Origin of the sequence: Erythrobacter neustonensis (assembly GCF_001663175.1) — a bacterium.
Taxonomy (GTDB): domain Bacteria; phylum Pseudomonadota; class Alphaproteobacteria; order Sphingomonadales; family Sphingomonadaceae; genus Erythrobacter; species Erythrobacter neustonensis.
The window spans coordinates 1,392,209-1,413,697 of the sequence record NZ_CP016033.1; the positions used below are offsets into that span (position 1 = coordinate 1,392,209).

A 21,489-nucleotide genomic window follows, 5' to 3' on the forward strand; every position below is an offset into this window, starting at 1 on the left:
GAAAACCCCAGCCTCAACGTGGTCGAGCATCCGATCTACGATGTCTGGGTCAAGGATTGCACGATGAGCTTCCCCGGCGAGGAAGGCCCCGCCGCGCCCCAGCCCGAACCTTCGGGCAGGCCGGCACCGCGCGCGTCTGCGACCGCTGCGGCCACGCCTGCGCCCGCCGCGTCGCCGCCTGCCGCCGCGCCTTCCCCGGGCGCGTAAGCCGAACTGAAGCCGAAGCCGAAGCCGAAGCTGCGCCGGGCCTGTCCCAGCGTCATCCGCGTGGCGCCCGATGCCCGTTCGACCAGCCTGCGGTAATCGGCCTGCGGCAAGGAAACCGCCCCCATCGATTGCAGGTGGTCGGTCATGAACTGGCAATCGAGCAGCGCATGGCCCGCGCGCCGCATCAGCGCCACCAGCCACACCAGCGCGACCTTGCTGGCATCGGGAACGCGGCTGAACATCGATTCGCCGCAAAACACGCGGTCGAAACTGACCCCGTAAAGCCCGCCCACGAGCATCGGCTCCCCATCATCGCCCGGCTGCCAGCATTCGACCGAATGCGCGTGGCCCGCGTCATGGAGCCCGATATAGGACTGCACGATCCGTTCCGAAATCCACGTGTCGGGATGATCGCTGCGCGGCTCGGCGCAGGTACGGATCACGTCCTCGAAGGCGCGGTCGACCGTCACCATGAAACGGTCGGCGCGAATCACCTTTTTCAGCGACTTCGACAGATGCACCCCTTCGAGCGGGATGATCGCCCGTTCGCGCGGCTCCACCCAGAACACCTCGGGATCGTCGCGCTGGTCCGCCATCGGGAAAATCCCGCTGCGATAGGCGAGCAGCAGTGTCTCGACGGGGATGGAGGGGCGTTTGGGCGCGTGCATGGTTGCGCGCCACTCTACAACCGCAGCAGCAATCAGGCAAAGAGGATTGCCTTAGCCAATTACCAGCGTTAAGAGCCGCGCCGCAGCGACTGCAGGGGTGTAGCTCAGCTGGTAGAGCATCGGTCTCCAAAACCGAGGGCCACGGGTTCGAATCCTGTCACCCCTGCCATTCGCGGCTGACGCCGCAGCGTCCGGCCCCACCGCTTCCACCACCGCCGTATAGCATGCGCGTCAGGCGGCGGCAGCGACGCCGGTGCAGTTTTCCGCCGGCACGGGCGCAGGCTCGCGGTCTTCGGCCATGACATAAAGCATCGGCCGGTTCACATCGATGATCGCGCGGTGTTCGTTCATCACGTCCTGCCCGATCAGCCCGGCAATATCGCGTCCCGAAATCTGCCCCAGACTGGCGAGCAGCGATCCCAGATCGGCAACCAGCACCCGGCGCTGGCGCACGGTGACATCGCCCATCGTGAAGCTGTCGACCGCCACCGGACGCGCGTTGGCGGTGTTGCCGGCAAAGCGCGCCGTGCCGATCCCCGGCAAGCCGCTGCCGCGTGCCGACAATCCGAAGCGTTCGGCCTGCGAAGCGTTGATCACGGTAAGGTTCGCGCCGGTATCGAGCACGAAGCTGCCCGTTACCCCGTTGATCGTCGCCTCGACCAGATCATGCCCGGGGTTCACTCCCGTCACCGGCACGCTCACAAAACCGAGCAGGCACAAGGCATGGTCGATCGTTCCGGCATCCTGCGGGCGGTATTCGGCCGCGGGCTTCTCGGCCGAGGCAAAGGGATTGCCCGCCATGTCGCAGCCGGTCAGCAGCAGGGGAACAAGCAGTAGCGGCAGGAGAGGCTTCATCCGCAGAAACTCCGAAAGTGCAGGGCAGGGCAAGCGCGGGGCGAGACGGGCGATTCGCAGGGCCCGACACCGGGCGTCGGGGTATGCAGGAACAACCAGGCTGTCCGGGCAATGTTCCGCCCCGTTGGAACAGATCGCCCGCTTGAGCGATTGAGCATGATGACAGGGGTGTCATTCATCATCGCGCAAGATGAGCCGTGTATTCCTGTCGACGAACCGATTGACCACGTCCGCACAGGAGAACAGGGATGAGCGCCTACACCTACCGTTCCTCGCGCCCAGACAAGTGGGTCAGCCCGCGGCCGACCCGCGATCCGGCACGGCTTCGCGCGATTCACGGGCCGTTGCAACCGATGCAGACGCAAGGCGGCCTGCTGTCGCGGTTGCTGGGGCTGCGCTGAAACGCCCCCGGGGCGCGTGCCTTCGGGCGGCGCCCTTGCGGCCATCGCGCCGCCAAACCCATCTTGCAATCGCGCCCCCTTGCGCGTAATGCCTCTCTCGTCTTTCCGACATCGGCAGATCCTCCAGCCCCTCCGGCGACCTTGTCCCGGGCGGCGCGGAGCCCTACCTGAAAGCCGGCCGGACACGACGACACGGCATTACGCGAAGGATAGAGTTGGCATGGCCGACAAGATGATCGCCCCCGCTCCCAAGGACGGGGCCGAACCCAAAAAGCCCAGAACCTCGCCCGGCGAATTCATGCGCCAGGTTCAGGCCGAACAGAAGAAGATCGTCTGGCCGACCCGCGAGGAAACCGTGCGGACGGCGATCTTCGTGTTCATCTTCATGCTGATCCTGTCGATCTTCTTCCTCGGCATCGACAGCATCTTCGGCCTTGTGGTCAACGCGCTGATCGGCCTTTTGCAGTAAGCCCGGCGCCTGCCGCCTTCCCAAGCTAGATCCCTATTTCCCAAGGACGTTCCATGGCCCGCTGGTACATCATCCACGCTTATTCCGGTTTCGAGAACAAGGTGCGCGACGCGATCATCGCCGAAGCCGAACGCCTCGGCCTGTCGGACGGGGTCGAGGAAGTGCAGGTGCCCACCGAGACCGTGACCGAAGTGAAGCGCGGCAAGAAGGTCCAGGTCGAACGCAAGTTCATGCCGGGCTATGTGCTCGCCAAACTCAACATGACCGACGATGTCTACCACCTCGTCAAGAACACCCCCAAGGTGACCGGCTTCCTCGGCTCGGGCAACAAGCCGCAGGCGATTTCCGAACGCGAAGCCTCGCGTTACTTCGGCGGTGTCGCCGATGCGCAGGCCGCGCCCAAGCGCGAGATCAGCGTCGATTACGAGATCGGCGATTCGGTCAAGGTGCTCGACGGTCCGTTCGCCAGCTTCAACGGGATCGTCGAAGAGCTCGATTTCGACAAGGCCAAGGTCAAGGTCAGCGTCTCGATCTTCGGCCGCGCGACCCCGGTCGAGCTCGATTTCGAGCACGTGGAACTGTCGAAGTAAGGCCTTTGTGTGCGTGCCCGCCTCCGCGGGCACGTCCTCGGCGCTGCATCTGGCGCTACACGCCAGAGCGCCTGTGGGGCGCGCGCGTGCGCTTGCGGCCTCTGCGAGGCCGTTCGCGCGTCGATGAGCTATTGGCATGAAAACCCGCCCCGCCATCTGCCAGCGAAAGCGCCGCTTCGCCACGCGCGAGGAAGCGGACGCCGTTGCGCTGGCGGCTGACGTGACTTTGCGCGTCTACAAATGCGCGCTGTGCAAGGCGTTCCACCTCACCAGCCGCACCAAGGGCCTCAGACCCCCGCGCGCGGCCCAAGCCAGCGCGATCGTGCAAGCGCCTTAAGCGACGGCCGCCATGTCATGGTGGCGGCCACGCGGACGCACAGGCACCAGCTATCGCCTACGCCGCCTGCGGTTGACGATGGCCTCGGTCTGCATTCGGGGAGGCGCTGTCAGCAAGATTTCGGCCGCAACTGGGTGGAAAACGGAATGGCGGCTTGCTCAGCCCAAGTTTGAATAAATGTCAGTTAGAACGTCATAAATAGATTGACGTTGGCGGTGTGGTCGGATCGGTCCTGCCCGTCGCGCAACACGTGCTGGTTGAGGTAGCCGGGCACCACCTCGATACCCTTGGCAACCGGGATCGACACACCGACGAAGTTGCGCCAGACCGACAAGCCGCCGCGCTGAACGCCGGTTTCGTTGAGGTCAATGAAGGGCTCGGTGTAGGCCACTAACCTGTGCCCCTTCTCAGTGATCGGCACCCGAAGCTGGACGAAACTTCGCAGCCGCCAAGACGTGTCCTCGCGCTCCTCGAAGGTGCGCTGCTCAAGCCGGGTGCGCGAGTCCAGCGTCACACCGCCTGCGGTCGACAGCAGCCGGACGTTAAGCTCCTGATAGAACCGATGTTCATTCAGTTGGGCGGGGCCGACCGGGTCAGTCAGGATGTAAGCGTATCCCGCCCCGATGTTCACGTCCTTGTTGATACGGTAGCCCACCAGCGAGCGCAGCAGGAGCTGGCCGAGCCGGTCCGCGTCATTGGTGAAACGTTCTTGCGCTTCGACCCGTACATATACGTCGTCGGTTGCATTGATGGTGGCAAACTGACCGAGCCAGATATTGAAATCGTCCTCGTTGGCGCAGGCGGGCGAGGCAAACCCTGCGCCCAACAGCACAGTCGCGACAATACAAGTCCGGTGAAGCGGCATGAAATTCGACCTCGAAATAAGGGGTGTAGCGCGGACCTTGCGACCATTGCGGGGGAAGGAAGCCCGCGCTCCGTAGATGCCCCCGCGGGGGCGGGCAAGCGTCAGCCGCCGTTGTAGGGCACGGATGAATCGTGGACGACGATCTTCAGCTCGCCCTGCGGATCGCGAATGTAACCGAAGGTGTATTCGACCTTGGTCTCGGCGCCGGTGTCAGCGGCGGTAAACCAGTAATTGCCCATCGCGACGGCCATCGTGCAGGCGTTGTTGGTGATGCCAACATTCTTCCAGCGCACCTTCGTCCAGGGCTTGATCGCGAAGCCCTTGTCCTCGGGGTAAGTGGCGTTGCCGCCCACGAAGTAGGACAGCGCGGAATCGAACGAGGTGCGGAACTGTTCGACCGAAGCGAGTGTCGGCTTGAACAGCACGAGGCTGAGGTCATAAGCATAGAACTGGTCGATGTGGGCGGCGGCAGCGGCGCTGTAATCGCCGCCGTCGGAATAGACCTTGCCTATCTTGACGATGCCTTCGCCCCACGCCCTCTGCGCGGCGACGACTTCCTTCTCGGCGATGCAGTCAACGTTCTGCTCGATCGAGGCGGCGGCCGCGTGCGGCTTGGTCTTGGCATAGCCGGGGGTGCATGCCACCATCATGGACGCGGCGGTGAGGATGAACAGGCTCTTTTTCATGGGATCGCTCCATCGGTTGAAGGCGGTTGTCAGCGGATGATCACCAGATGACGCAGCGGTGGGCCGGCTTCGTCAGCCGGATAGCGGGCCGCGTGGCCTATGCCGTTTGGCGTATGACAAATCGGCCTGGCCCGCATATCACCAGTCGTGATGTCGCAGCTTGATACTCCCCGCCTGCCCGAAAACGCGTCCGATTTGCGCAGTCTTTACCGTGCAGCCGAAGCGCGCGCTGCGCGCTTGCGCGTGCTGGTCGAAGCTGGACAAGTTCTGGCTGGAGCCACGCCCGAAACGCTGGATGCTGCGGTGTGCGAAGTGGCGCGCGCCGCAGCGCATCTGGCGGGATATGAGAGCGGGCGGGTCGTCGAGGACAGGCCGGGCGAAGCGGGTGACGATAATGGCCTGATCTTCCCGTTGACCTCGCCGGGTTCTGACGTGACATCGCCCGGCGCGCTTGTTCTCGAAGGTCGCCGAAGTGCGCCCTCGGCTGAAGACCGCGAGGCTGTCGCGGTCGTATGCCAGTTGATCGGGGCAAGCCTTTCGGCCCGGGCGCGCGAGGCCCGGCTCGCCCGACTGCTCGGCGAATTGCTGCGCGGTCAGGAGATCGAACGCAGCCGGATCGCGCACGAATTGCATGATGGGGTCGCACAGAACGCCGCTGCGCTGATGCGGCGACTGGAGCTGGCAAGCGACGGTGATCCCGCCGACCTTGCCAAGGCGCGCGATCAGGCGCGCGCTCTGGTCAGAGAATTGCGCCGGGTGATCGCGGGGATGCGGCCCCCGGTGCTCGATGACCTTGGACTCGTCCCCGCGCTCCAGCATTTGGCCGCCGAGGCGCGGGCAAGCGGCATGGCGATAGCTCTCGAAATCGCGCCCGACCCCGGCCACCGTCCGCCCCCGGCGATCGAGACGGCGCTGTTCCGGATCGCGCAGGAAGCACTCAACAATGCCCGGGCCCATGCCGGGCCCGACGTTCACGTGACCCTGCGACTGGCGTACGGTGCCGGTCGCTGGCGGCTGTCGGTGCGCGACGATGGCTGCGGATTCGATCCGGATGCCGGACGCGCGGCCCATGACGCAGGCGGCCTCGGTCTTGCCTATATGCGCGAACGGATCGAATTGCTGGACGGGTGCCTGACGATCACGAGCGCGCCCGGCGCGGGCTGCTCGCTGCTGGCCGAGGTGCCTGCCGCATGAGGATCGCCCGGATCGTGATTGCCGATGACCATGCCCTCGCCCGCGAAGGCTTGCGGGCCATGCTCGATCGCAGCGCGCGGTTCGACGTGGTGGGCGAAGCGGCGAGCGGTGAAGAAGCGCTGGCGCTGTGCCAGCAGCACCGGCCCGATCTGGCGCTGCTCGATATCCGCTATGGTGCGCGCGGGGGCGAGGCCTGGATTGACGGGCTGGAAGCCGCGCGGCGGCTGTCCGATACGCAGCCCGAAATCGCCATCATCATCCTCACTATGCATGACAACGCCGATTATCTGCGCGCCGCGATTGCTGCGGGCGCACGCGGCTTTATCACCAAGGATGCGTCGCGCGAGGAATTGCTGGGGGCGATCGATCTGGTGACCGCGGGCGGGATCGCCTATCCGCCCGCGTTGATGCGTCGCGCAGTGGTTGCGGCAGATCGCAGTCCCGTGTTTGCTGCGCTGGAACGGCTGACCCCGCGCGAGCGCGAAGTACTCGATGCGCTTGCGAGCGGCGGAACGAACAAGGAGATCGCGCTGGCGCTCGGCATCACGCCGGGGACGGTCAAGACCCACGTCGAACGTTTGATCGGCAAGCTGGGCGTGCGCGACCGGACCCAAGCTGCCGTGATCGCGGTCGAGCACCGCGGTGGGTGGACCGCGTGACTAGTCCGGTGACTGCGCGCTGGTGGGCCAATCGCCCGCTTGCCACCAAGGGACTGGTGGTGGTGGCGGTGCCGCTGCTGATCTTCCTTGGCTCGGTCGCCGCACTCTACGCCATCAGCCGGATGGAGGCCCGCGCCGAGCAGGACGTCCGCCTGACCATCGCGATCCAGAACGATGTCAACGAAGTCCACGCCCTGCTGGCCGAGGCCTCATCCGGAGTGCGTGGCTTTCTCCTGACCGGCGAGCCGCGATTTCTCGAACCCTTTGAGCGCGCCGAAGTGCTGGTGCCGCAGGTGACAGCACGCCTGCGCGGTGCGATCCGCGATGCCGAGGCTGCCACGCGCCTTGCCCGGATCGAGACGTTGGCGGGCCAGAAGCGCGAAGGTCTGGCGTTGCTCCTCACAACACGAGCACGAACCGGGCCTGATGTTGTCGGCGACCCTGCGATCGCCGCTGGCCTCGCGGCCAACAAGCAGGTGCTTGACGCGTTGCGCGGCGAGATCGAGGGGATGCAGGCGCGCGAGCGCGAGCTGCTGGCAGCACGGCAGGACAGGCTCACTGCGGTGCGCCAAAACGGGTTGATCGCCACCGGCTTGCTGACGCTTGCCGGTCTTGTCGGCAGCCTGTTCGCGGTGTTCCTGTTCTCCAGCGGGATCGTGCGCCGGGTGCAGCGGCTCGAAGGCGATGCGGTGTTGCTGTCGCAGGGCGCGGCCTTGGACCAGCGCAGTGCGGAGGGCGACGAGATTGGCTCGCTCGCCGGGCGCATGGTCGAGGCAAGCCGACTGCTGCGCGCCCGCGAGCAGGCGCTGCGAGATGGCGAGGAGCGCTTTCGTCTCGTGATCGAGGGCGTGCGCGACTACGGCATCTTTGCGCTCGATCCGGATGGCCAAGTGGTCAGCTGGAACACCGGCGCGCAGCGAATCAAGGGCTGGACGGGGGACGAGGCCTTGGGCCAGCATTTCTCGGTCTTCTACCCCGGAGATGATGCACGCGAGCGGTCGATGCGCAACCTCGCCGATGCGGTGCGCGACGGCCGCACCGAGGACGAAGGCTGGCGCGTGCGCAAGGATGGCTCGCGGTTCTGGGCCAACGTGGTCATCACCGCGCTCCACGACGAGACGGGCACCCTGCGCGGATTTTCCAAGGTCACCCGCGACATCACCGAACGCCGCCGCGCGCAAGAGGCGCTGGAACTGGCGCGGCAGGAAGCCGAACAGGCGAGCGCCGCTAAGAGCCTGTTCCTGTCGCGCATGAGCCACGAGTTGCGCACGCCGCTCAATGCGATCCTCGGTTTTGCGCAGTTGTTGGAGCTAGACCGGAGCCACGCAGGGCAACCTGACGACGCGAGTATCCAGCAAATCCTGCGCGCCGGGCGGCACCTGCTGGCACTGATCGACGAAGTGCTCGACATAGCCCGGATCGAAGCCGGCAAGCTGGGCCTTTCGATTGCGCCCACATCGCTCGAAACAATCATCGCCGAGGCTATCGGGCTGTCCCTGCCCGAGGCGGAGTCACGCCACATCACGATTTCAAGCCGGTCAGGCGAGCTCCCGCCGGTCGCCGCCGATCCTCGACGCTTGCTGCAAGTGCTGCTCAACCTGCTGAGCAACGCGATCAAGTATAATCACCACGGCGGCTTGGTCACGGTGGCGGCGCAAGCTGATGAAGGGCGGATGCGGGTCGAGGTGATCGACAGCGGTATCGGCATCGAGCCCGAACAGGCAGGGCAGTTGTTCCAGCCCTTCACCCGCCTTGCCGCGGGCGCCGCGCGCACTGAGGGCACGGGGCTCGGCCTGTCGCTGTCACGCGCACTGGTTGAAGCGATGGACGGCGAGATCGGCTATATGCCGCGCGCCGACGGGCACGGCGGGGCCTGCTTCTGGTTCGAATTGCCACTGGCGCGAAGCCCGGCCTCACCGGGTCCCGTGCCGCACGGCACGGCGCCGACTACGCTTGCTGGGCCGCGAGACGTGACGATCCTGCTGGTCGAGGACAACCTTGCCAATGCCCAGCTGATCGAGGCGTTGGTGGCACGCCACTTGCCGCAAGCGCGACTGGTCAGCGCGATGCAGGCGCGGATCGGGCTCGATCTGGCACGCCGCCACCGGCCCGATCTGGTGCTGCTGGATCTGCACCTGCCCGACAAGGATGGCGACTGGGTGCTGGCGGAATTGCACGCCAACCTGCCCGACATTCCGGTGATCCTGCTCACCGCAGACGCGATTGCGGCGCAGGGTGAATGGGCAGCGCGCGGGGCCTCCGTGGTGCTGACCAAACCGATTGATGTGGCGGCCTTGTTGGCTGCGATGAACCAGACACTGCTGGAGCGCATGTCATGATCGCCGAACAATCCGCGCGTGACGCGCGCATCCTCGCAATCGACGACGAACCGGCCAATCTTGCTTTGGTCGAGGCGGTTCTGGTTCGGGAGGGCTACTGCCACATTGAAACGCTGGCCGATCCACGCCAAGCCGTGCAGCGTCATCTTGCTTTTCGTCCGGATCTGGTGCTGCTCGATCTGATGATGCCGTCAATCGATGGTTACGCCCTGCTCGACAGCCTCGGGCGGCTCACCCGGGCAGATGATTTGCTGCCGATCATGGTGCTGACCGCCGACACCTCGATAGACGCCAAACGGCGCGCGCTGGCGCTCGGCGCGCGCGATATCGTGACAAAGCCTTTCGATGTATTCGAATTCGGGCTGAGGGTGGCGAACCTTATCGAGCTCCGTCTTTTGTTCCAGACCGGACGGGTGAAATCTCGCTCTGATTGAATGTGACCCGGCGATTGATGAGCTCGGGCTGATCGCTTTTCACCGCTGGATTGATTGGCCCGACGCGCAAAAAGGCAAAGTCGGCGTCGTAGAGCTCGCACAACGACCAAGTTTATGACTGAGATGGGGTCGCTTCCTGAAGGGCAGGAATTTTTCAGAAGCGTGGCAAAGCCGCCAAGCCGCTTTCAGGGGCGAGCCCCGGTCCCGCTCATGACCGTTCGTGGGTGGAAACCAGAATGGCCGGATTGGTCGATGTTAAACGGTGACATGGCGATTTGCCTGCGCTAACGGCTCGCCTGCAATGCCCAGCCTTCGCGCCTTGACCCACAAATATGCTCGGCTCGCGCTGGTGCTCGTGGTGCTTGCTTTGGCGGTCAAGGCGCTGGTGCCAGCAGGCTACATGATCTCGTCCACTGGCGAGCGCTTTCTGACGGTAACGATCTGCGCCGATGCCAGCGGCACGCCCAAGCAGATGCGCATTGCCATCCCTGACAAGGATGAGACAGGCAGCGATCATTCCGAGGCGGCGGACAAATCCCAGCCTTGCGCCTTTTCCGGGCTTGGCCATGCGGCACTCGGCGGGGCCGATCCGGTGCTGCTGGCCGCTGCACTGGCGTTCATCCTGCTGGTCGGCTTCGCGCCTCTTCGCGCGCCGCCTGCCCGCGATATTTCTTTCCTGCGCCCGCCCCTGCGCGGGCCGCCTTCCCTTTCCGTTTGATCGTCAGACTGCGCGTGCGGGCGTCTGAGCCCCGCTCGCAAGGTCGTCTCGCTCACTGACCCGCCATCGCAGGGTCAACGGTGCGTCGCCGAATGACAGGCGTGCGCCGACGGAAATTCGGGATACATCATGCAAATCAATACTATGAAGTGCGCTCTCATGGGCGCAACCATGCTTGCCGCAACGACTGGTGCCTTTAACGCCCCGCTCCACGCGCAGGGGATCGGCCAGCGGCAGGACGAGATCATCGTCACCGCAAGCCTTCAGGGCACCCCCACGGCGCCCACGCCGGAGGCTGCCCGCAAGGAGCTCGAACGCGTCCCAGGCGCGACGGGGCTGGTGGAGGACGAAGGCTTTGCCGACATATTCGCTCAGTCGATCGGGGATGCGCTGGAGCTAACCCCCGGTGTCTTCGCCGACACCAGTGCCCCGCGTGAAAGCCGTATCTCGATCCGTGGGTCGGGCCTCAATTCCAGCTTCGAACGGCGCGGCCTCACCGTGCTGCGCGACGGGGTGCCGATCAGCCGCGCATCGGGCGCGACCGAGTTTCAGGAGGTCGATCCGCTGACGGTGCGCTACATGGAGGTGTTCAAGGGCGCCAACGGGCTGCGCTACGGGGCGGCATCGCTGGGCGGGGCGGTCAATATCGTCAGCCCCACCGGGCGCACCGCCCGCGCCCCGCTCACCCTGCGCGCCGAGGGTGGCAGCTTCTCCACCTTCCGCGGCAATGCCTCCCTGTCGGGCAAGAGCGGCGATGTCGACTATTGGGGCGGGATTACCGGCCTCACCAGCGACGGCTACCGCGAACACAGCGAGGTGCGCAGCCTCTATGGCCACGGCAACCTTGGCTGGCGGGTGTCCGACAATATCGAGACGCGCTTCTACGTCACCGCGCTGTCGGACAATTTCGAGCTGGCGGGCAGCTTGCGCCTCGCCGATGCGCTCGCCAATCCGCGCGCAGCGGGTCGCCCAGTGCGGGCGGGACCGGTGGTCATCGATCCCGGCCCGGTGGCGGATGACTGGGACCGCAATCTCGACGTCTACCGCGTCTCGAACCTCACCGTAATCGACCTCGGCGGAACCGATCTTGAGCTGGGCGCATGGTATGCGCGCCGCAATCTCGACCACGCGATCACCCGTTTTGCCGGGATCATCGTGCAGGGCGAGGACGAGGTCGGCGTCTCCACGCGCCTCTCCGGCAGCCTCCCGTTCCTCGCCGATCGGAGCCGCTGGCAGGTCGGGGCGATCTATGCCTTCTCGAGCAATGACGCGAAGACCTTCGCCAACAATTCCGGCGCGCGCGGGGCGCTGCGCACGCAGTCCGATCAGGATTCGGACACGCTGACGGTCTATGGCCAGGCCGATCTCGGGCCGACCGACGCCGTCACTCTGATTGCAGGCGGACAATATGCCCGCGCCACCCGCGATGTGACCGCAATCCTCAATGCGGTGACGGGCCGGGGCGAGTATGACCAGTTCAACCCGCGCGTCGGCCTGCTGGTGGATGCAGCCGAGGACATCCAGTTCTTCGGCAACATCAGCCGCAGCTTCGAAGCGCCCAGCCTTGCCGATCTCACCAGTGGCGGAGCCTTCCCCTTCGCGCCATTGGACCCCCAGCGAGCGACCGTGTTCGAAGTGGGCACGCGCGGGCAGGCGGGGATCGTCTCGTGGGACGTCGCGCTTTACCGGGCGGAGCTGGAGAACGAGTTTCTCGACCTCGCCGTGCCGGGCGCGCGCGGACTGGTGACGGTGACGGCCAATGCCGACAAGACCGTGCATCAGGGGCTCGAATTCGGGCTCGATGTGCGGCCCTTCAAGGCGACGCTGGAGAAGAACGGTCAGGCCCTGCGGCTGAGCGCGGCCTATACCTTCAACGACTTCGCCTTCGATGATGACGCGGTCTATGGCGATAACCAGCTTGCCGGGGTGCCGCGCCATGTGCTGATCGCCGAGGCGCGGTTCGATCAAGTGGACAGGTTCTACCTCTCCACCACCCTGCGCTGGATCCCTGATGGCCCGTTGGCGGACTATGCCAACACCGAGAGGGCTCCCGGCTACGAAACTGTCCAGATCACCGCCGGGGTCACGCTGACCGAGGGGATCGAGCTGTTCGGATCGGTCGAGAACCTGTTCGACGAGGTGTTCATCTCCAACGTCACCACCAACGCCAACCAGCGCCTCACCAACGAGGCGATCTACACCCCCGGGCAGGGCCGCGCTGTCTTTGGCGGCCTGCGCGCGCGGTTCTGAGGGAGGCAGCGATGAGCATGAAGACCAAGACCGCGCGCTGGTCCTATTCCAAGCATCAATGGCTGGGGCTGATCGGCGGAGTCAGTCTGCTGGTGTGGGGCCTCTCCGGCCTCACCCATATTGCCATGGTGCTGTTCGGCCCGCAGCAGGCGGCGTTCATGCCGCCTGCGGCCACGGTCGCGCTCGAAGGGGCGCGGCCGATTGCGCAGACCCTTGCAGAACAGGGCATCGCCGGGGCGGTAGCGGTGAAGACCGTCCCCGCGCCCGGCGGCGGGGTGCTGTGGCAGGTTACCGCGGCAGCAGACGGCGCGCGGCGCTACTTCCGCCCCGCAGACGGCAGCGAAGTAACCGGCGGTGACCGGGCGCAGGCCGAATTCCTCGCCCGCCACTACCTCGCAACTGACCGGCCGATCACTGCGGCACGGCTCCAGACCAAATTCGATGCCGACTACCCTTGGGTCAACCGCTTGCTGCCGGTGTGGAAGCTGGAGTTTGCGGGGGACGACGGCCTCACCGCCTATGTCCACACCGAAACTTCCAGCCTTGCTGCGGTCAACAACACCACCAAGACCCGGCTGCAAAGCGTGTTTCGGGCGCTGCACACCTGGGAATGGGTGCCGCCGGGGATGGACTGGCTGCGGGTCATTGTGATCGCCCTGATGGTAGGGAGCCTGCTGGCGCTCGGCCTGACAGGGGTTGCAATGCTGGTGACGGTGCGGCGCAGGAAACGCCTGCCCGGCGCGCGCGGGTGGCACCGGATCGCAGGCTATGTGCTGGCGCTGCCGCTGATCATGTTCTCGGCTTCCGGGATCTACCATCTGATCCAGTCGGCGCTGGTGCCTCCGGTGAGCCAGCTCAAGATGGGGCGTCCCGTCAATGTCGCGAGCGGCAAGTGGCCGGTCGAGAAGGACTGGGCGCTGATCGCCAAGGGGCGCGACATCGCCTCGGTCGCGCTGGTCGAGGGCGCGGGCGGGCAGCCACTCTACCGCATCGGCCTTGCCCCCAAAGGCCAGATGGGCGGGGGCGAGCATGACCACGGCCCGGTCAAGGCAGCGGCGGATCATGGCATGACAGGCCACGATCACGCTGCGATGATGGCAGCAGCGCAGGCCAAAGCCCCCACCACCGACGCCGAAATCCGCGAGGCGCGCTTTGCCGGGATCAAGCCCGATGGCCCTGCGATCTATCTCGATGCTGCAACCGGCAACGTGGTGTCCTCAGGCGACAAGGACCTCGCCCGCGCCACCGCCCGACGCTTCACCGGGGCGCCCGACAGCGCGGTGACGGGGGTGGAACTCGTCACCCGCTTCAGCCATGAATACGACTTCCGCAACAAGCGCCTGCCGGTCTGGCGGATCGATTACGGCGCGCCGGTCAACGCCAGCCTGTTCGTCGATACCGGCGCGGGCGTGCTGGTGGATCGGGTGGCCGACGGCGAGAAGCCCGAACGCCTCGTGTTCAGCTTCATCCACAAGTGGAACTTTCTGTTCCCGGTCGGACGCCTCGCGCAGAACGTGATCGTGGGCGTGTTCGCCATTGCCCTCATCGGCCTAATGGCCATGCTGGGGCTACGGATGGACCTGATCCGCCGTCTCCGTGCAAGCCGCCACGGGCAGAGGTTGGAGCAAAAATAAGGCCCTGCATTCACCCGAAAATGCGACCGCGCACTCGGTCTGCCGCCACTCGCAACGGTTTAATGCGAATGGCGGCATTGGGGTCGCTTTCAGAATTTCCGCTTCTGGCAACCGGGCGGGCCATAGCTGCCGGGCAGGCATCTGGATCCCGCAGCGGCGCCGCTCCTGACCGGTGATGGGTGGTTTTGAGACCGGCAGCCTTTGAACCTGCTTGAACAACCTCCCATTGGCTCAGGCACGCAGCTGGCGTTGATATCCTGCACCGTCGCGCAGCAGGCCGGTGACGGCATCCGCGGCGACCGGGCGCGAGAACAGATAGCCCTGAATGTTCTGGCAGCCCTCGCGCTCCAGCACTTCGAACTGGGTGACGTCTTCCACGCCCTCGGCCAGCGTCTCCATCCCCAGCGCCGCCGCCAGCATGGTGATCGCGCGGATCACCGCATGGCCGTTGCCGCTGGTGCCCAGATCCTCGACGAAGCTCTTGTCGATCTTGACCTTGTCGAAGGGGAAGGAGCGCAGATAGCTGAGCGAGGAGTAGCCCGTCCCGAAATCATCGAGCACGATTTTCACCCCGAGAGTGCGCAAGGAGTGCAGCGTCGCTAGCGTCTGATCAACGTCGGCGGTGAAGATGCTCTCGGTGATTTCCAGTTCCAGCCTATGCGCGGGCAAGCCGCTCGCCGAAAGGGCGGACAGCACTGTGTTGGCAATGCCGGTGGCGGTGAATTGCTTCGGGCTGACATTGACCGCCACCGAAACATCGGCGGGCCATGTGCTCGCCTGATGGCACGCCTCGCGCAGCACCCATTCGCCGATCGGGATGATCAGGCCAGATTCTTCGGCAAGCGGAATGAACTCGAGCGGGCTGATCGGCCCGCGCACAGGATGATTCCAGCGGATCAGAGCCTCGAAACCGGTCAGGCGTCGTTTCTCCAACGAGTAAAGCGGCTGGAAGTTAAGCTCGAACCCTACGCCCTTGATCGCATCACGCAGATCGCGCTCCAGACGAATGCGCGCGCGTTCAGCTTGGTCGAGCGAGGGCGCGAAGAAGTGGTATTGTGCCTTGCCCTCGTGCTTCGCATGGTAGAGCGCAAGATCGGCGCGTTTCATGAGAGTTCCGACCCGATGACCGTCAGCAGGGGCCACTGCAATGCCTATGCTGGCCGAACAATTGGCCTTTCGACCCTCGTCAGTGATCGCCGCCGCGATACTTTTCTGAAGTGCCTCGGCTTGTCGCTGGAGACTTTCCCGGCAAGCCTGCAAATCGAACAATATGGCGAACTCGTCACCGCCGAAGCGGGCAATGAGTGCATCGCTGAAATCACTGCGCAACTGCTGACCTACCTCTCGCAGCAGCGCATCTCCCGCTGGATGGCCGAACTTGTCATTGACCGTCTTGAAGTTATCAAGATCGACGAATGCAAGCATGAGCTGGCTGTCCGAAATGTCTTGCGACAACCTCGCTTCAAGCCGTTCGATGAACAGCTTGCGTGACGCCAGTCCTGTCAGGCTATCGTGAAGCTCGAGCTGTATCTGTCGTTCGCGCTCTTTGATTGCAGCAATCATCTGGTTGAAGCTCTGCGCGAGCCGCCCGATCTCGTCATTGGTCGTGATCGTCAGGTTGGCCTTGCGTCCCTCCCCGATAAGCCGGGTCGCCTCGTCAAGCTGCTGAAGCGGTTCGGTGACTGAGCGCGCGACTTTCCAACTGAGCCCCAGAACCAGCACGATGCCGCCTGCTGCCAGTAGGGCCAGCCACCACTTGAGGCTGGCATAGGCGGCCAGTGATTGCGCCAGATCGTGGCGCAGCACCAGCCGGGGGGCGATGCCGTCTTGCAGCACGGCAAGATCGGAGACGTGATAGAGGAAGCGCTCGCCTTCGGCTTCGCGTTCGAACACGGCATTGGCCGCCGCGCCGCGCAACCATTCGGGCTGGGAGCCAGCTTCGGCGACCTGTGCCTCAAGCGCGATGGGAGCGAGTTCGACGAGGCGGTCAAGCTCGGCGCGGTCGAGCGGCTGGGCGATCACCAGCCAGCCGATCAGGTCGGGCGCTTCGATGGGGGCGGCAGCGGCGAGCGCTAGGCCCTCGTCGGACGCGATGATCCCGCGGGTGCCACCGCCATCGAGGCGTGCCCACAGGGTCTCGGGTGCGGGCACCCCGCGCGCGTCGGCGGCGAGCACCTCGCCCTCCAGCGTCAGCACGAAAGCCATGTCGCTGCGCACCCGCTCCTGAAGGCTGGCAAGGGCGCTGGCGATGGTCGGTGCGTCGTCAGTCGCCACCGCCTCACGAAAGCCGAAATCACGCGCGAGCACGCCTGCCTGATCGCCCATCTGCCGCGCGCGGGCAGCGAGGATTTCGTCGAACACGCGGGCATTGGCGGCCAGATCGCGCGCCGCGCTCGCCTCGCCAAAGCGCGACAGGCCCCCGGCGGCGAGGGATACGACCACGCCGAGCACCACGGCGAACAGGCCGGCGTAGAGCATTGCAATGCGCGTGCTGAGCGCACCGAAAGGCAGCGCGGCGAGGTGTGCGAGGGTGCGTGCGAGGGGGCGTGCGAGGGTGCGTGCGAGGGCGTGCGGGCCTGAGCTCATCGCACAGCAACCGTGAGCTTGTGATTCTGGTTGCCTCCGGTCACTGTGATCGCCGAAGCGCTCTCATTGTCCGGCGCGCGCAGGGCCGGGTGCCAAACCGTCAGCCGCGCCGCGCCGCCCGCCATGCCGCTGAGCGTGACATAGCCGTTGTGGTCGGTCTTGGCGGCAAAGGGCGTGTCGGTCACGCGGATATAGCCGCGCATCTGATCGTGGATATTGCACCCCAGCTTGACGCTGCCGGTCACGGTGAAGGTGTGGGTGCGGGTCTGATCGCGGCCGTAAAGCTCGATCTCGAAACGGGCGGGCTTGGAAAAGGAATAGATCGAATGGCGCACATTGTCGAGATTGGGGAAGGCCACCGTGCTGCCTCTCGCGACGATTAGCGTGCCAGGAGAGAATTGCTGGTTTTTCTGCCCCATGCCCATTTTCCAGGGGAAGCGGATCGCGCCCACGGGGGCCTTGCTGGTATGCAGTTCGACCACGGCATCGCGCACCGGCAAACCATTGCCATCGACCACCTGGACCCGCAAGGCAGCGGGCGTGGCGGCGGCGACGGCCACCACCCCGCCAGTCGCGATGCCAAGGATAGCGACAAAGGCGGCAGATGCGGTGCGAGAGGGCAAGTACAAGCGCATGATCTTTCGCTATTTCTAGCCCTGACCTCTTAAGATTCCCTCGCCATGCGGTTTAAGTGAGATTTACTATTTGCAGCTAATTGCTGGAGTAATGATGCAATCGCTCGCCTCCCTGATGGCGCTGACCGCTGCTGCTGCCGCGCCTGAGCCTGCGCCCCACATCGCCTATGCCCCGGTGCTCGATGCGAATGATGTGGCCGGATCGCCTGCAATTCCCCCTGTCCCCCTGCCGCTTGATGCCGCGCCCACGCAGCGCGCTCTCGCTCCGCTCGGCGAGGTGACTGCACTTGGCAATGAAGGCGTGCGGATCGGCAAGGTCGATGTGCTGGCGGGCGGAAAGTTGCTGCTGACCAATGGCGTGACCACGGTCGAGGGCTCATCGGGCGGCGGGCTTGCCCGCTGGGCGACCATCGGCGGGCGACAGATGGCAGGCGGTGTGGGGCTTTCGGCCCATGCCACGGCGATCGAATTGCCCGACTTCGGCTGGCGTTCCTACGGCGTGCTGCTGGGGCTGGGCGACCGGCTGGAGCTGAGCATTGCACGCGCGGATTTCGACACACGCGACGTGGGTGCCTTGCTCGGGATCGGGCAGGGCTACACCTTCAACCTCGACACCTTCGGCGCGAAGTTGCGGGTGGCGGGCGATGTCGTCTATGGCGACACATGGCTGCCGCAGATCGCGATCGGCGCGGAACACAAACGCAGCCGTGACGGCGCTTTGGTGCGCGCCTTGGGTGCGAGCGAGGCGAGCGGGACGGACTACACCCTCAGCGCCACCAAGCTACTGCTGGCGCAAAGCCTGCTGATCAATGGCACCCTGCGCTACACCAAGGCGAATGAACTGGGCCAGCTTGGCTTCGGGTCTGCCAATGCCGGCTACCATGTGCAGTTTGAAGGATCGCTGGGTTACCAGCTGTCGCGCCGCGGGGTGATCGGGGTCGAGTATCGCACGAAGCCGGACAATCTCGGCCTTGGCGATGATGACTGGATGGACCTGTTCGCCACCTACGCGCTGACCGATCAGCTGACCTTGACGGCGGCCTATGTCGATCTGGGGTCGATTGCCACCGTCTCCGATCAGCGCGGCGGGTTCCTGTCCGCGCAGGTCGCATTCTGACACTCGGGAGCTGTGCCACCATGCTGCTGATCACTGCAACTGCCGCCGCGCTGATGCTGCTGCAACAGGCCCCTGCCGAGGGCACCGATTGGGATGCCGAATTCGGGGTCGAAGTGAAGGATCGCGACCCGGTGACAGGCGAGCTGCCGGTCGATCCCTACCCCCAGTCCAACGCCAATGCCGGCGCTGCTCCCTACAACAGCGCGCCGCTGGTCGAGGCTTTCGGTGGGCGCGAGGGAATCCGCCGGATCGCCGAGCGCACGGTCGATCTCAGCGAAGCCGATCCACGCATCGCCGCAATCTTCGAAAGCCATGACATGGTGCGCTTGAAGCGCACGCTCTCCGAACAGTTCTGCTTTCTGCTCGGCGCGGGCTGCGACTATACCGGACGCGACATGCGCGCTGCCCATGCCGAAATGGGTGTGACCAAGGCCGACATGAACGCGCTGGTCGAGAACCTGCAGGTTGCGATGCGTGAGGCAGGCGTGCCCTTTGCCGCGCAGAACCGCCTGCTGGCCAAACTTGCGCCGATGTCAGGCAAGGTGGTGACCCGCTGAGCCTGATTATGACCGCAATGGGGTCGCTTTCAGAACGGCAGGAATTTTCCAGCACGGGGGCAACGCCGCCGTGCTGCTTTCGGGATCGCCCAGCAGCTCCGCTCATGGCCGGTCGTGGGTGGGTTTTCTTCCGATCAGTTATTGCTGTTTAGCAACTCAACCGTTGGTTGCTCCGCAACGACAACTTCAAGGCAGTCCCAATCAGTGGCGACAAAATAGCTGAAGCCCGTATCATCAGAACCATGAACCCATGCTAAGGGGCTTTCGGCTTGCCATGAATGACCGCGAACTCGAAACGTCGTTTCAGCAGGTCGTGACGACGCTTTCGACGCCGTCCATAGCTCTACCAGCCCGCCCTCGTCGAGAACTCTGAACGCTCGCGCATCCACGAAGGTGAACCGAACTCTCCGGTCTTTCTCGCTTGAGAAAAACATCGCCGTGAGAACTCGCTTCTCACTCAAGCTCAGAGAAAGCAGTCGCAAGTCGTCATTCTCGACGTCAGTAGACCATGCGGAAAACTGCACGCCACCTGCGGTCAGGTTGGATTGGCTGAAAAATGAACTCATATCGGCATTCTAACGAACAACCCCGGCGTCCAAAATGGGGTCGTTTCCTGCCTGGCAGCTCTTGGCCGCAAATCGCGCAAAACGGACCCGCTTTCCTACCGGCGCGTGACCTGTCAGCTTCGGCAAATGCGCTGCCCACGCCCATCCTTGCTCCTTCCTGCGACAGCCGCGTCGCGGCAGCTTGTGCGCAAGGAGGTTCTTCCTGTTCTGGACAGTGTCTCATGTGTCTCCAACAGCCGCGAACCTGAACGCGGGCGCGGGGCGGGGCGGGCGGCGCGGGGTTGCATTGCGCTGCAAAACGGCTATGCGCGCGCCTTCGCTGGCCTGCGGGCCGGTGATTCCGTGCGGGAGCCTTTGCGATGCACAAGCAGGGGCGTTCGACCGCTTAACATGAGCCGCGATGGAAACAGCGCGGCAAGAGTGCGACAGGAGTAAGGCCACATGGCCAAGAAAATCGAAGGCTACATCAAGCTGCAGGTGCCCGCGGGCTCTGCCACCCCCTCGCCGCCGATCGGCCCGGCGCTGGGTCAGCGCGGCGTGAACATCATGGAATTCTGCAAGGCGTTCAACGCCTCGACGCAGGAAATGGAAAAGGGCATGCCGATCCCGACGGTGATCACCGTCTATGGCGACCGCTCGTTCACCTTCGTCACCAAGACGGCGCCCGCCAGCTACTACATCAAGAAGGCTGCCAACCTGAAGTCGGGTTCGAAGGAGCCGGGCAAGATTTCGGCCGGCACCATCAAGAGCTCGCAGATTCGCGAAATCGCCGAAGCCAAGATGGCCGACCTGAACGCAAACGACATCGACCAGGCGATGAAGATCATTTCCGGCAGCGCCCGCTCGATGGGCCTCGAAGTGGTGGAGGGCTAAGCACATGACCAAGATCACCAAGAAGGCCAAGGTTCTTTCCAGCCTCGACCGCGAAAAGCTCTACACCTTTGGCGAAGCGCTGAACGTGCTGCGTGAGCACAAGAGCAAGTTCGACGAAACCGTCGAAGTCGCGATGAACCTCGGCGTCGATCCGCGCCACGCCGACCAGATGGTCCGCGGCATGGTGTCGCTGCCCTCGGGCACCGGCAAGGACGTCAAGGTTGCCGTGTTCGCGCGCGGCGAGAACGCCGAAAAGGCGCTGGCTGCGGGCGCTGACAAGGTTGGCGCGGAAGACCTCATGGAAGACATGATGGCCGGCAACCTCGACTATGGCCGCGTGATCGCATCGCCCGACATGATGGGCGTCGTGGGCCGTCTGGGCAAGATCCTCGGTCCCAAGGGCCTGATGCCGAACCCCAAGCTCGGCACCGTGACCCCGAACGTCGCGCAGGCAGTCAAGGACGCCAAGGGCGGCCAGGTCGAATACCGCGTCGAAAAGCAGGGCATCATCCACTCGGGCATCGGCAAGCTGAGCTTCTCGGATGACGCGCTGAAGGCGAACTTCAAGGCGCTGACCGAAGCGGTCGTGAAGTCGAAGCCCGCCGGCGCCAAGGGCAAGTATGTCCGCAAGGTGTCGCTGACCTCGTCGATGGGCCCGGGCCTCAAGGTCGACCTGTCGGAAGTCGAAGGCGCGTAAGATCGCCTTGGCCGCGCGCTTCCCGTCAGCGGGTGCGGCGCGGTGGCAGAGACACGAAAAGGGGCCGGCGCCTGCAAGGGTGCCGGCCCTTTTTTGTGTCCGACTTATGCGGGCATCGGGGCTTGTCTTTGCCGGGCCGCGACCCATGTCAG

Annotated in this window: 22 protein-coding genes and 1 tRNA gene; 16 read left to right on the plus strand and 7 right to left on the minus strand. The window is 64.8% G+C overall.

Going from position 1 to position 21,489, the window contains the following annotated elements; translation table 11 throughout:
• Positions 1–35: 35 nt before the first annotated feature.
• On the minus strand, positions 36–875 hold the full coding sequence (gene aat / locus A9D12_RS06560) for a leucyl/phenylalanyl-tRNA--protein transferase (protein ID WP_068350574.1): 840 nt from the start codon (positions 873–875) through the stop codon (positions 36–38).
• Between the two features lie 93 nt (positions 876–968).
• On the opposite strand from aat, the gene A9D12_RS06565 reads away from it, so the two are divergent.
• Positions 969–1,044, plus strand: a tRNA-Trp gene (locus A9D12_RS06565).
• Positions 1,045–1,106: 62 nt separating this feature from the next.
• Here the strand turns inward: A9D12_RS06565 and A9D12_RS06570 are convergent.
• Positions 1,107–1,730 (minus strand): retropepsin-like aspartic protease family protein, encoded by a 624-nt coding sequence (locus A9D12_RS06570; protein ID WP_068350575.1) that lies wholly within the window; start codon positions 1,728–1,730, stop codon positions 1,107–1,109.
• A 248-nt stretch (positions 1,731–1,978) separates the two neighbouring features.
• Here A9D12_RS06570 and A9D12_RS14650 point away from each other — a divergent pair, with 248 nt between their 5' ends.
• The 4 genes from A9D12_RS14650 (at position 1,979) to A9D12_RS06585 (ending at position 3,527) form a co-directional block, all read left to right on the plus strand.
• Positions 1,979–2,131, plus strand: coding sequence for a hypothetical protein (locus tag A9D12_RS14650; RefSeq protein ID WP_156522813.1), 153 nt, complete (start codon positions 1,979–1,981; stop codon positions 2,129–2,131).
• Between the two features lie 232 nt (positions 2,132–2,363).
• Positions 2,364–2,600, plus strand: a complete 237-nt coding sequence (gene secE, locus A9D12_RS06575) for a preprotein translocase subunit SecE (RefSeq protein WP_068353861.1) — start codon at positions 2,364–2,366, stop codon at positions 2,598–2,600.
• A 53-nt stretch (positions 2,601–2,653) separates the two neighbouring features.
• On the plus strand, positions 2,654–3,190 hold the full coding sequence (gene nusG / locus A9D12_RS06580) for a transcription termination/antitermination protein NusG (RefSeq protein ID WP_068350576.1): 537 nt from the start codon (positions 2,654–2,656) through the stop codon (positions 3,188–3,190).
• A gap of 136 nt (positions 3,191–3,326) precedes the next feature.
• Positions 3,327–3,527, plus strand: coding sequence for a hypothetical protein (locus tag A9D12_RS06585; protein ID WP_068350577.1), 201 nt, complete (start codon positions 3,327–3,329; stop codon positions 3,525–3,527).
• A 184-nt stretch (positions 3,528–3,711) separates the two neighbouring features.
• Here the strand turns inward: A9D12_RS06585 and A9D12_RS06590 are convergent, their stop codons facing one another.
• Positions 3,712–4,359 (minus strand): DUF2490 domain-containing protein, encoded by a 648-nt coding sequence (locus A9D12_RS06590; RefSeq protein WP_231889716.1) that lies wholly within the window; start codon positions 4,357–4,359, stop codon positions 3,712–3,714.
• Positions 4,360–4,493: 134 nt separating this feature from the next.
• A complete protein-coding gene (locus tag A9D12_RS06595; RefSeq protein ID WP_068350579.1) occupies positions 4,494–5,078 on the minus strand; it encodes a phosphoribosyl-AMP cyclohydrolase in 585 nt (194 codons plus the stop codon).
• A gap of 150 nt (positions 5,079–5,228) precedes the next feature.
• On the opposite strand from A9D12_RS06595, the gene A9D12_RS06600 reads away from it, so the two are divergent.
• The 7 genes from A9D12_RS06600 to A9D12_RS06630 all read left to right on the plus strand — a co-directional run bounded on the left by A9D12_RS06600 (position 5,229) and on the right by A9D12_RS06630 (position 14,306).
• Complete coding sequence (locus A9D12_RS06600) at positions 5,229–6,272, plus strand: sensor histidine kinase (protein ID WP_068350580.1); 1,044 nt, start codon at positions 5,229–5,231, stop codon at positions 6,270–6,272.
• A complete protein-coding gene (locus A9D12_RS15130; protein WP_068350581.1) occupies positions 6,269–6,931 on the plus strand; it encodes a response regulator in 663 nt (220 codons plus the stop codon). Before A9D12_RS06600 ends, A9D12_RS15130 begins: the two co-directional genes overlap by 4 nt.
• Positions 6,928–9,270: an ATP-binding protein gene (locus A9D12_RS06610; protein ID WP_068353865.1), complete on the plus strand. Its 2,343-nt coding sequence runs from the start codon at positions 6,928–6,930 to the stop codon at positions 9,268–9,270. Before A9D12_RS15130 ends, A9D12_RS06610 begins: the two co-directional genes overlap by 4 nt.
• Positions 9,267–9,704 carry a response regulator gene (locus A9D12_RS06615; RefSeq protein ID WP_156522815.1) on the plus strand — a complete coding sequence of 146 codons (438 nt, stop codon included), beginning with the start codon at positions 9,267–9,269 and terminating at the stop codon, positions 9,702–9,704. The genes A9D12_RS06610 and A9D12_RS06615 overlap by 4 nt, the downstream gene beginning before the upstream one ends.
• A 319-nt stretch (positions 9,705–10,023) precedes the next feature.
• Complete coding sequence (locus tag A9D12_RS06620) at positions 10,024–10,422, plus strand: DUF2946 family protein (protein WP_231889717.1); 399 nt, start codon at positions 10,024–10,026, stop codon at positions 10,420–10,422.
• 144 nt (positions 10,423–10,566) lie between these two features.
• Positions 10,567–12,672 (plus strand): TonB-dependent receptor family protein, encoded by a 2,106-nt coding sequence (locus A9D12_RS06625; RefSeq protein ID WP_068350583.1) that lies wholly within the window; start codon positions 10,567–10,569, stop codon positions 12,670–12,672.
• Positions 12,673–12,683: 11 nt separating this feature from the next.
• Positions 12,684–14,306 (plus strand): PepSY domain-containing protein, encoded by a 1,623-nt coding sequence (locus A9D12_RS06630; protein ID WP_082925435.1) that lies wholly within the window; start codon positions 12,684–12,686, stop codon positions 14,304–14,306.
• A gap of 231 nt (positions 14,307–14,537) precedes the next feature.
• Here the strand turns inward: A9D12_RS06630 and A9D12_RS06635 are convergent, their stop codons facing one another.
• Positions 14,538–16,784: a putative bifunctional diguanylate cyclase/phosphodiesterase gene (locus tag A9D12_RS06635; RefSeq protein ID WP_197489887.1), complete on the minus strand. Its 2,247-nt coding sequence runs from the start codon at positions 16,782–16,784 to the stop codon at positions 14,538–14,540.
• Positions 16,785–16,888: 104 nt separating this feature from the next.
• The gene (locus A9D12_RS06640; RefSeq protein WP_197489888.1) at positions 16,889–17,515 is read right to left on the minus strand and encodes a cupredoxin domain-containing protein; all 627 of its coding nucleotides are present in this window, start codon (positions 17,513–17,515) and stop codon (positions 16,889–16,891) included.
• Positions 17,516–17,621: 106 nt separating this feature from the next.
• On the opposite strand from A9D12_RS06640, the gene A9D12_RS06645 reads away from it, so the two are divergent.
• Positions 17,622–18,644 (plus strand): DUF3034 family protein, encoded by a 1,023-nt coding sequence (locus tag A9D12_RS06645; RefSeq protein WP_231889718.1) that lies wholly within the window; start codon positions 17,622–17,624, stop codon positions 18,642–18,644.
• 20 nt (positions 18,645–18,664) lie between these two features.
• The gene (locus A9D12_RS06650; RefSeq protein ID WP_082925437.1) at positions 18,665–19,201 is read left to right on the plus strand and encodes a group I truncated hemoglobin; all 537 of its coding nucleotides are present in this window, start codon (positions 18,665–18,667) and stop codon (positions 19,199–19,201) included.
• A gap of 134 nt (positions 19,202–19,335) precedes the next feature.
• On the opposite strand, the gene A9D12_RS14655 is transcribed toward A9D12_RS06650, so the two are convergent.
• A complete protein-coding gene (locus A9D12_RS14655) occupies positions 19,336–19,767 on the minus strand; it encodes a hypothetical protein (protein ID WP_156522817.1) in 432 nt (143 codons plus the stop codon).
• Positions 19,768–20,208: 441 nt separating this feature from the next.
• On the opposite strand from A9D12_RS14655, the gene rplK reads away from it, so the two are divergent.
• Both rplK and rplA read left to right on the plus strand, forming a co-directional pair.
• Positions 20,209–20,640 (plus strand): 50S ribosomal protein L11, encoded by a 432-nt coding sequence (gene rplK / locus A9D12_RS06655; RefSeq protein WP_068350584.1) that lies wholly within the window; start codon positions 20,209–20,211, stop codon positions 20,638–20,640.
• A 4-nt stretch (positions 20,641–20,644) separates the two neighbouring features.
• Positions 20,645–21,337: a 50S ribosomal protein L1 gene (gene rplA, locus A9D12_RS06660; RefSeq protein ID WP_068350585.1), complete on the plus strand. Its 693-nt coding sequence runs from the start codon at positions 20,645–20,647 to the stop codon at positions 21,335–21,337.
• Positions 21,338–21,489 lie beyond the last annotated feature (152 nt).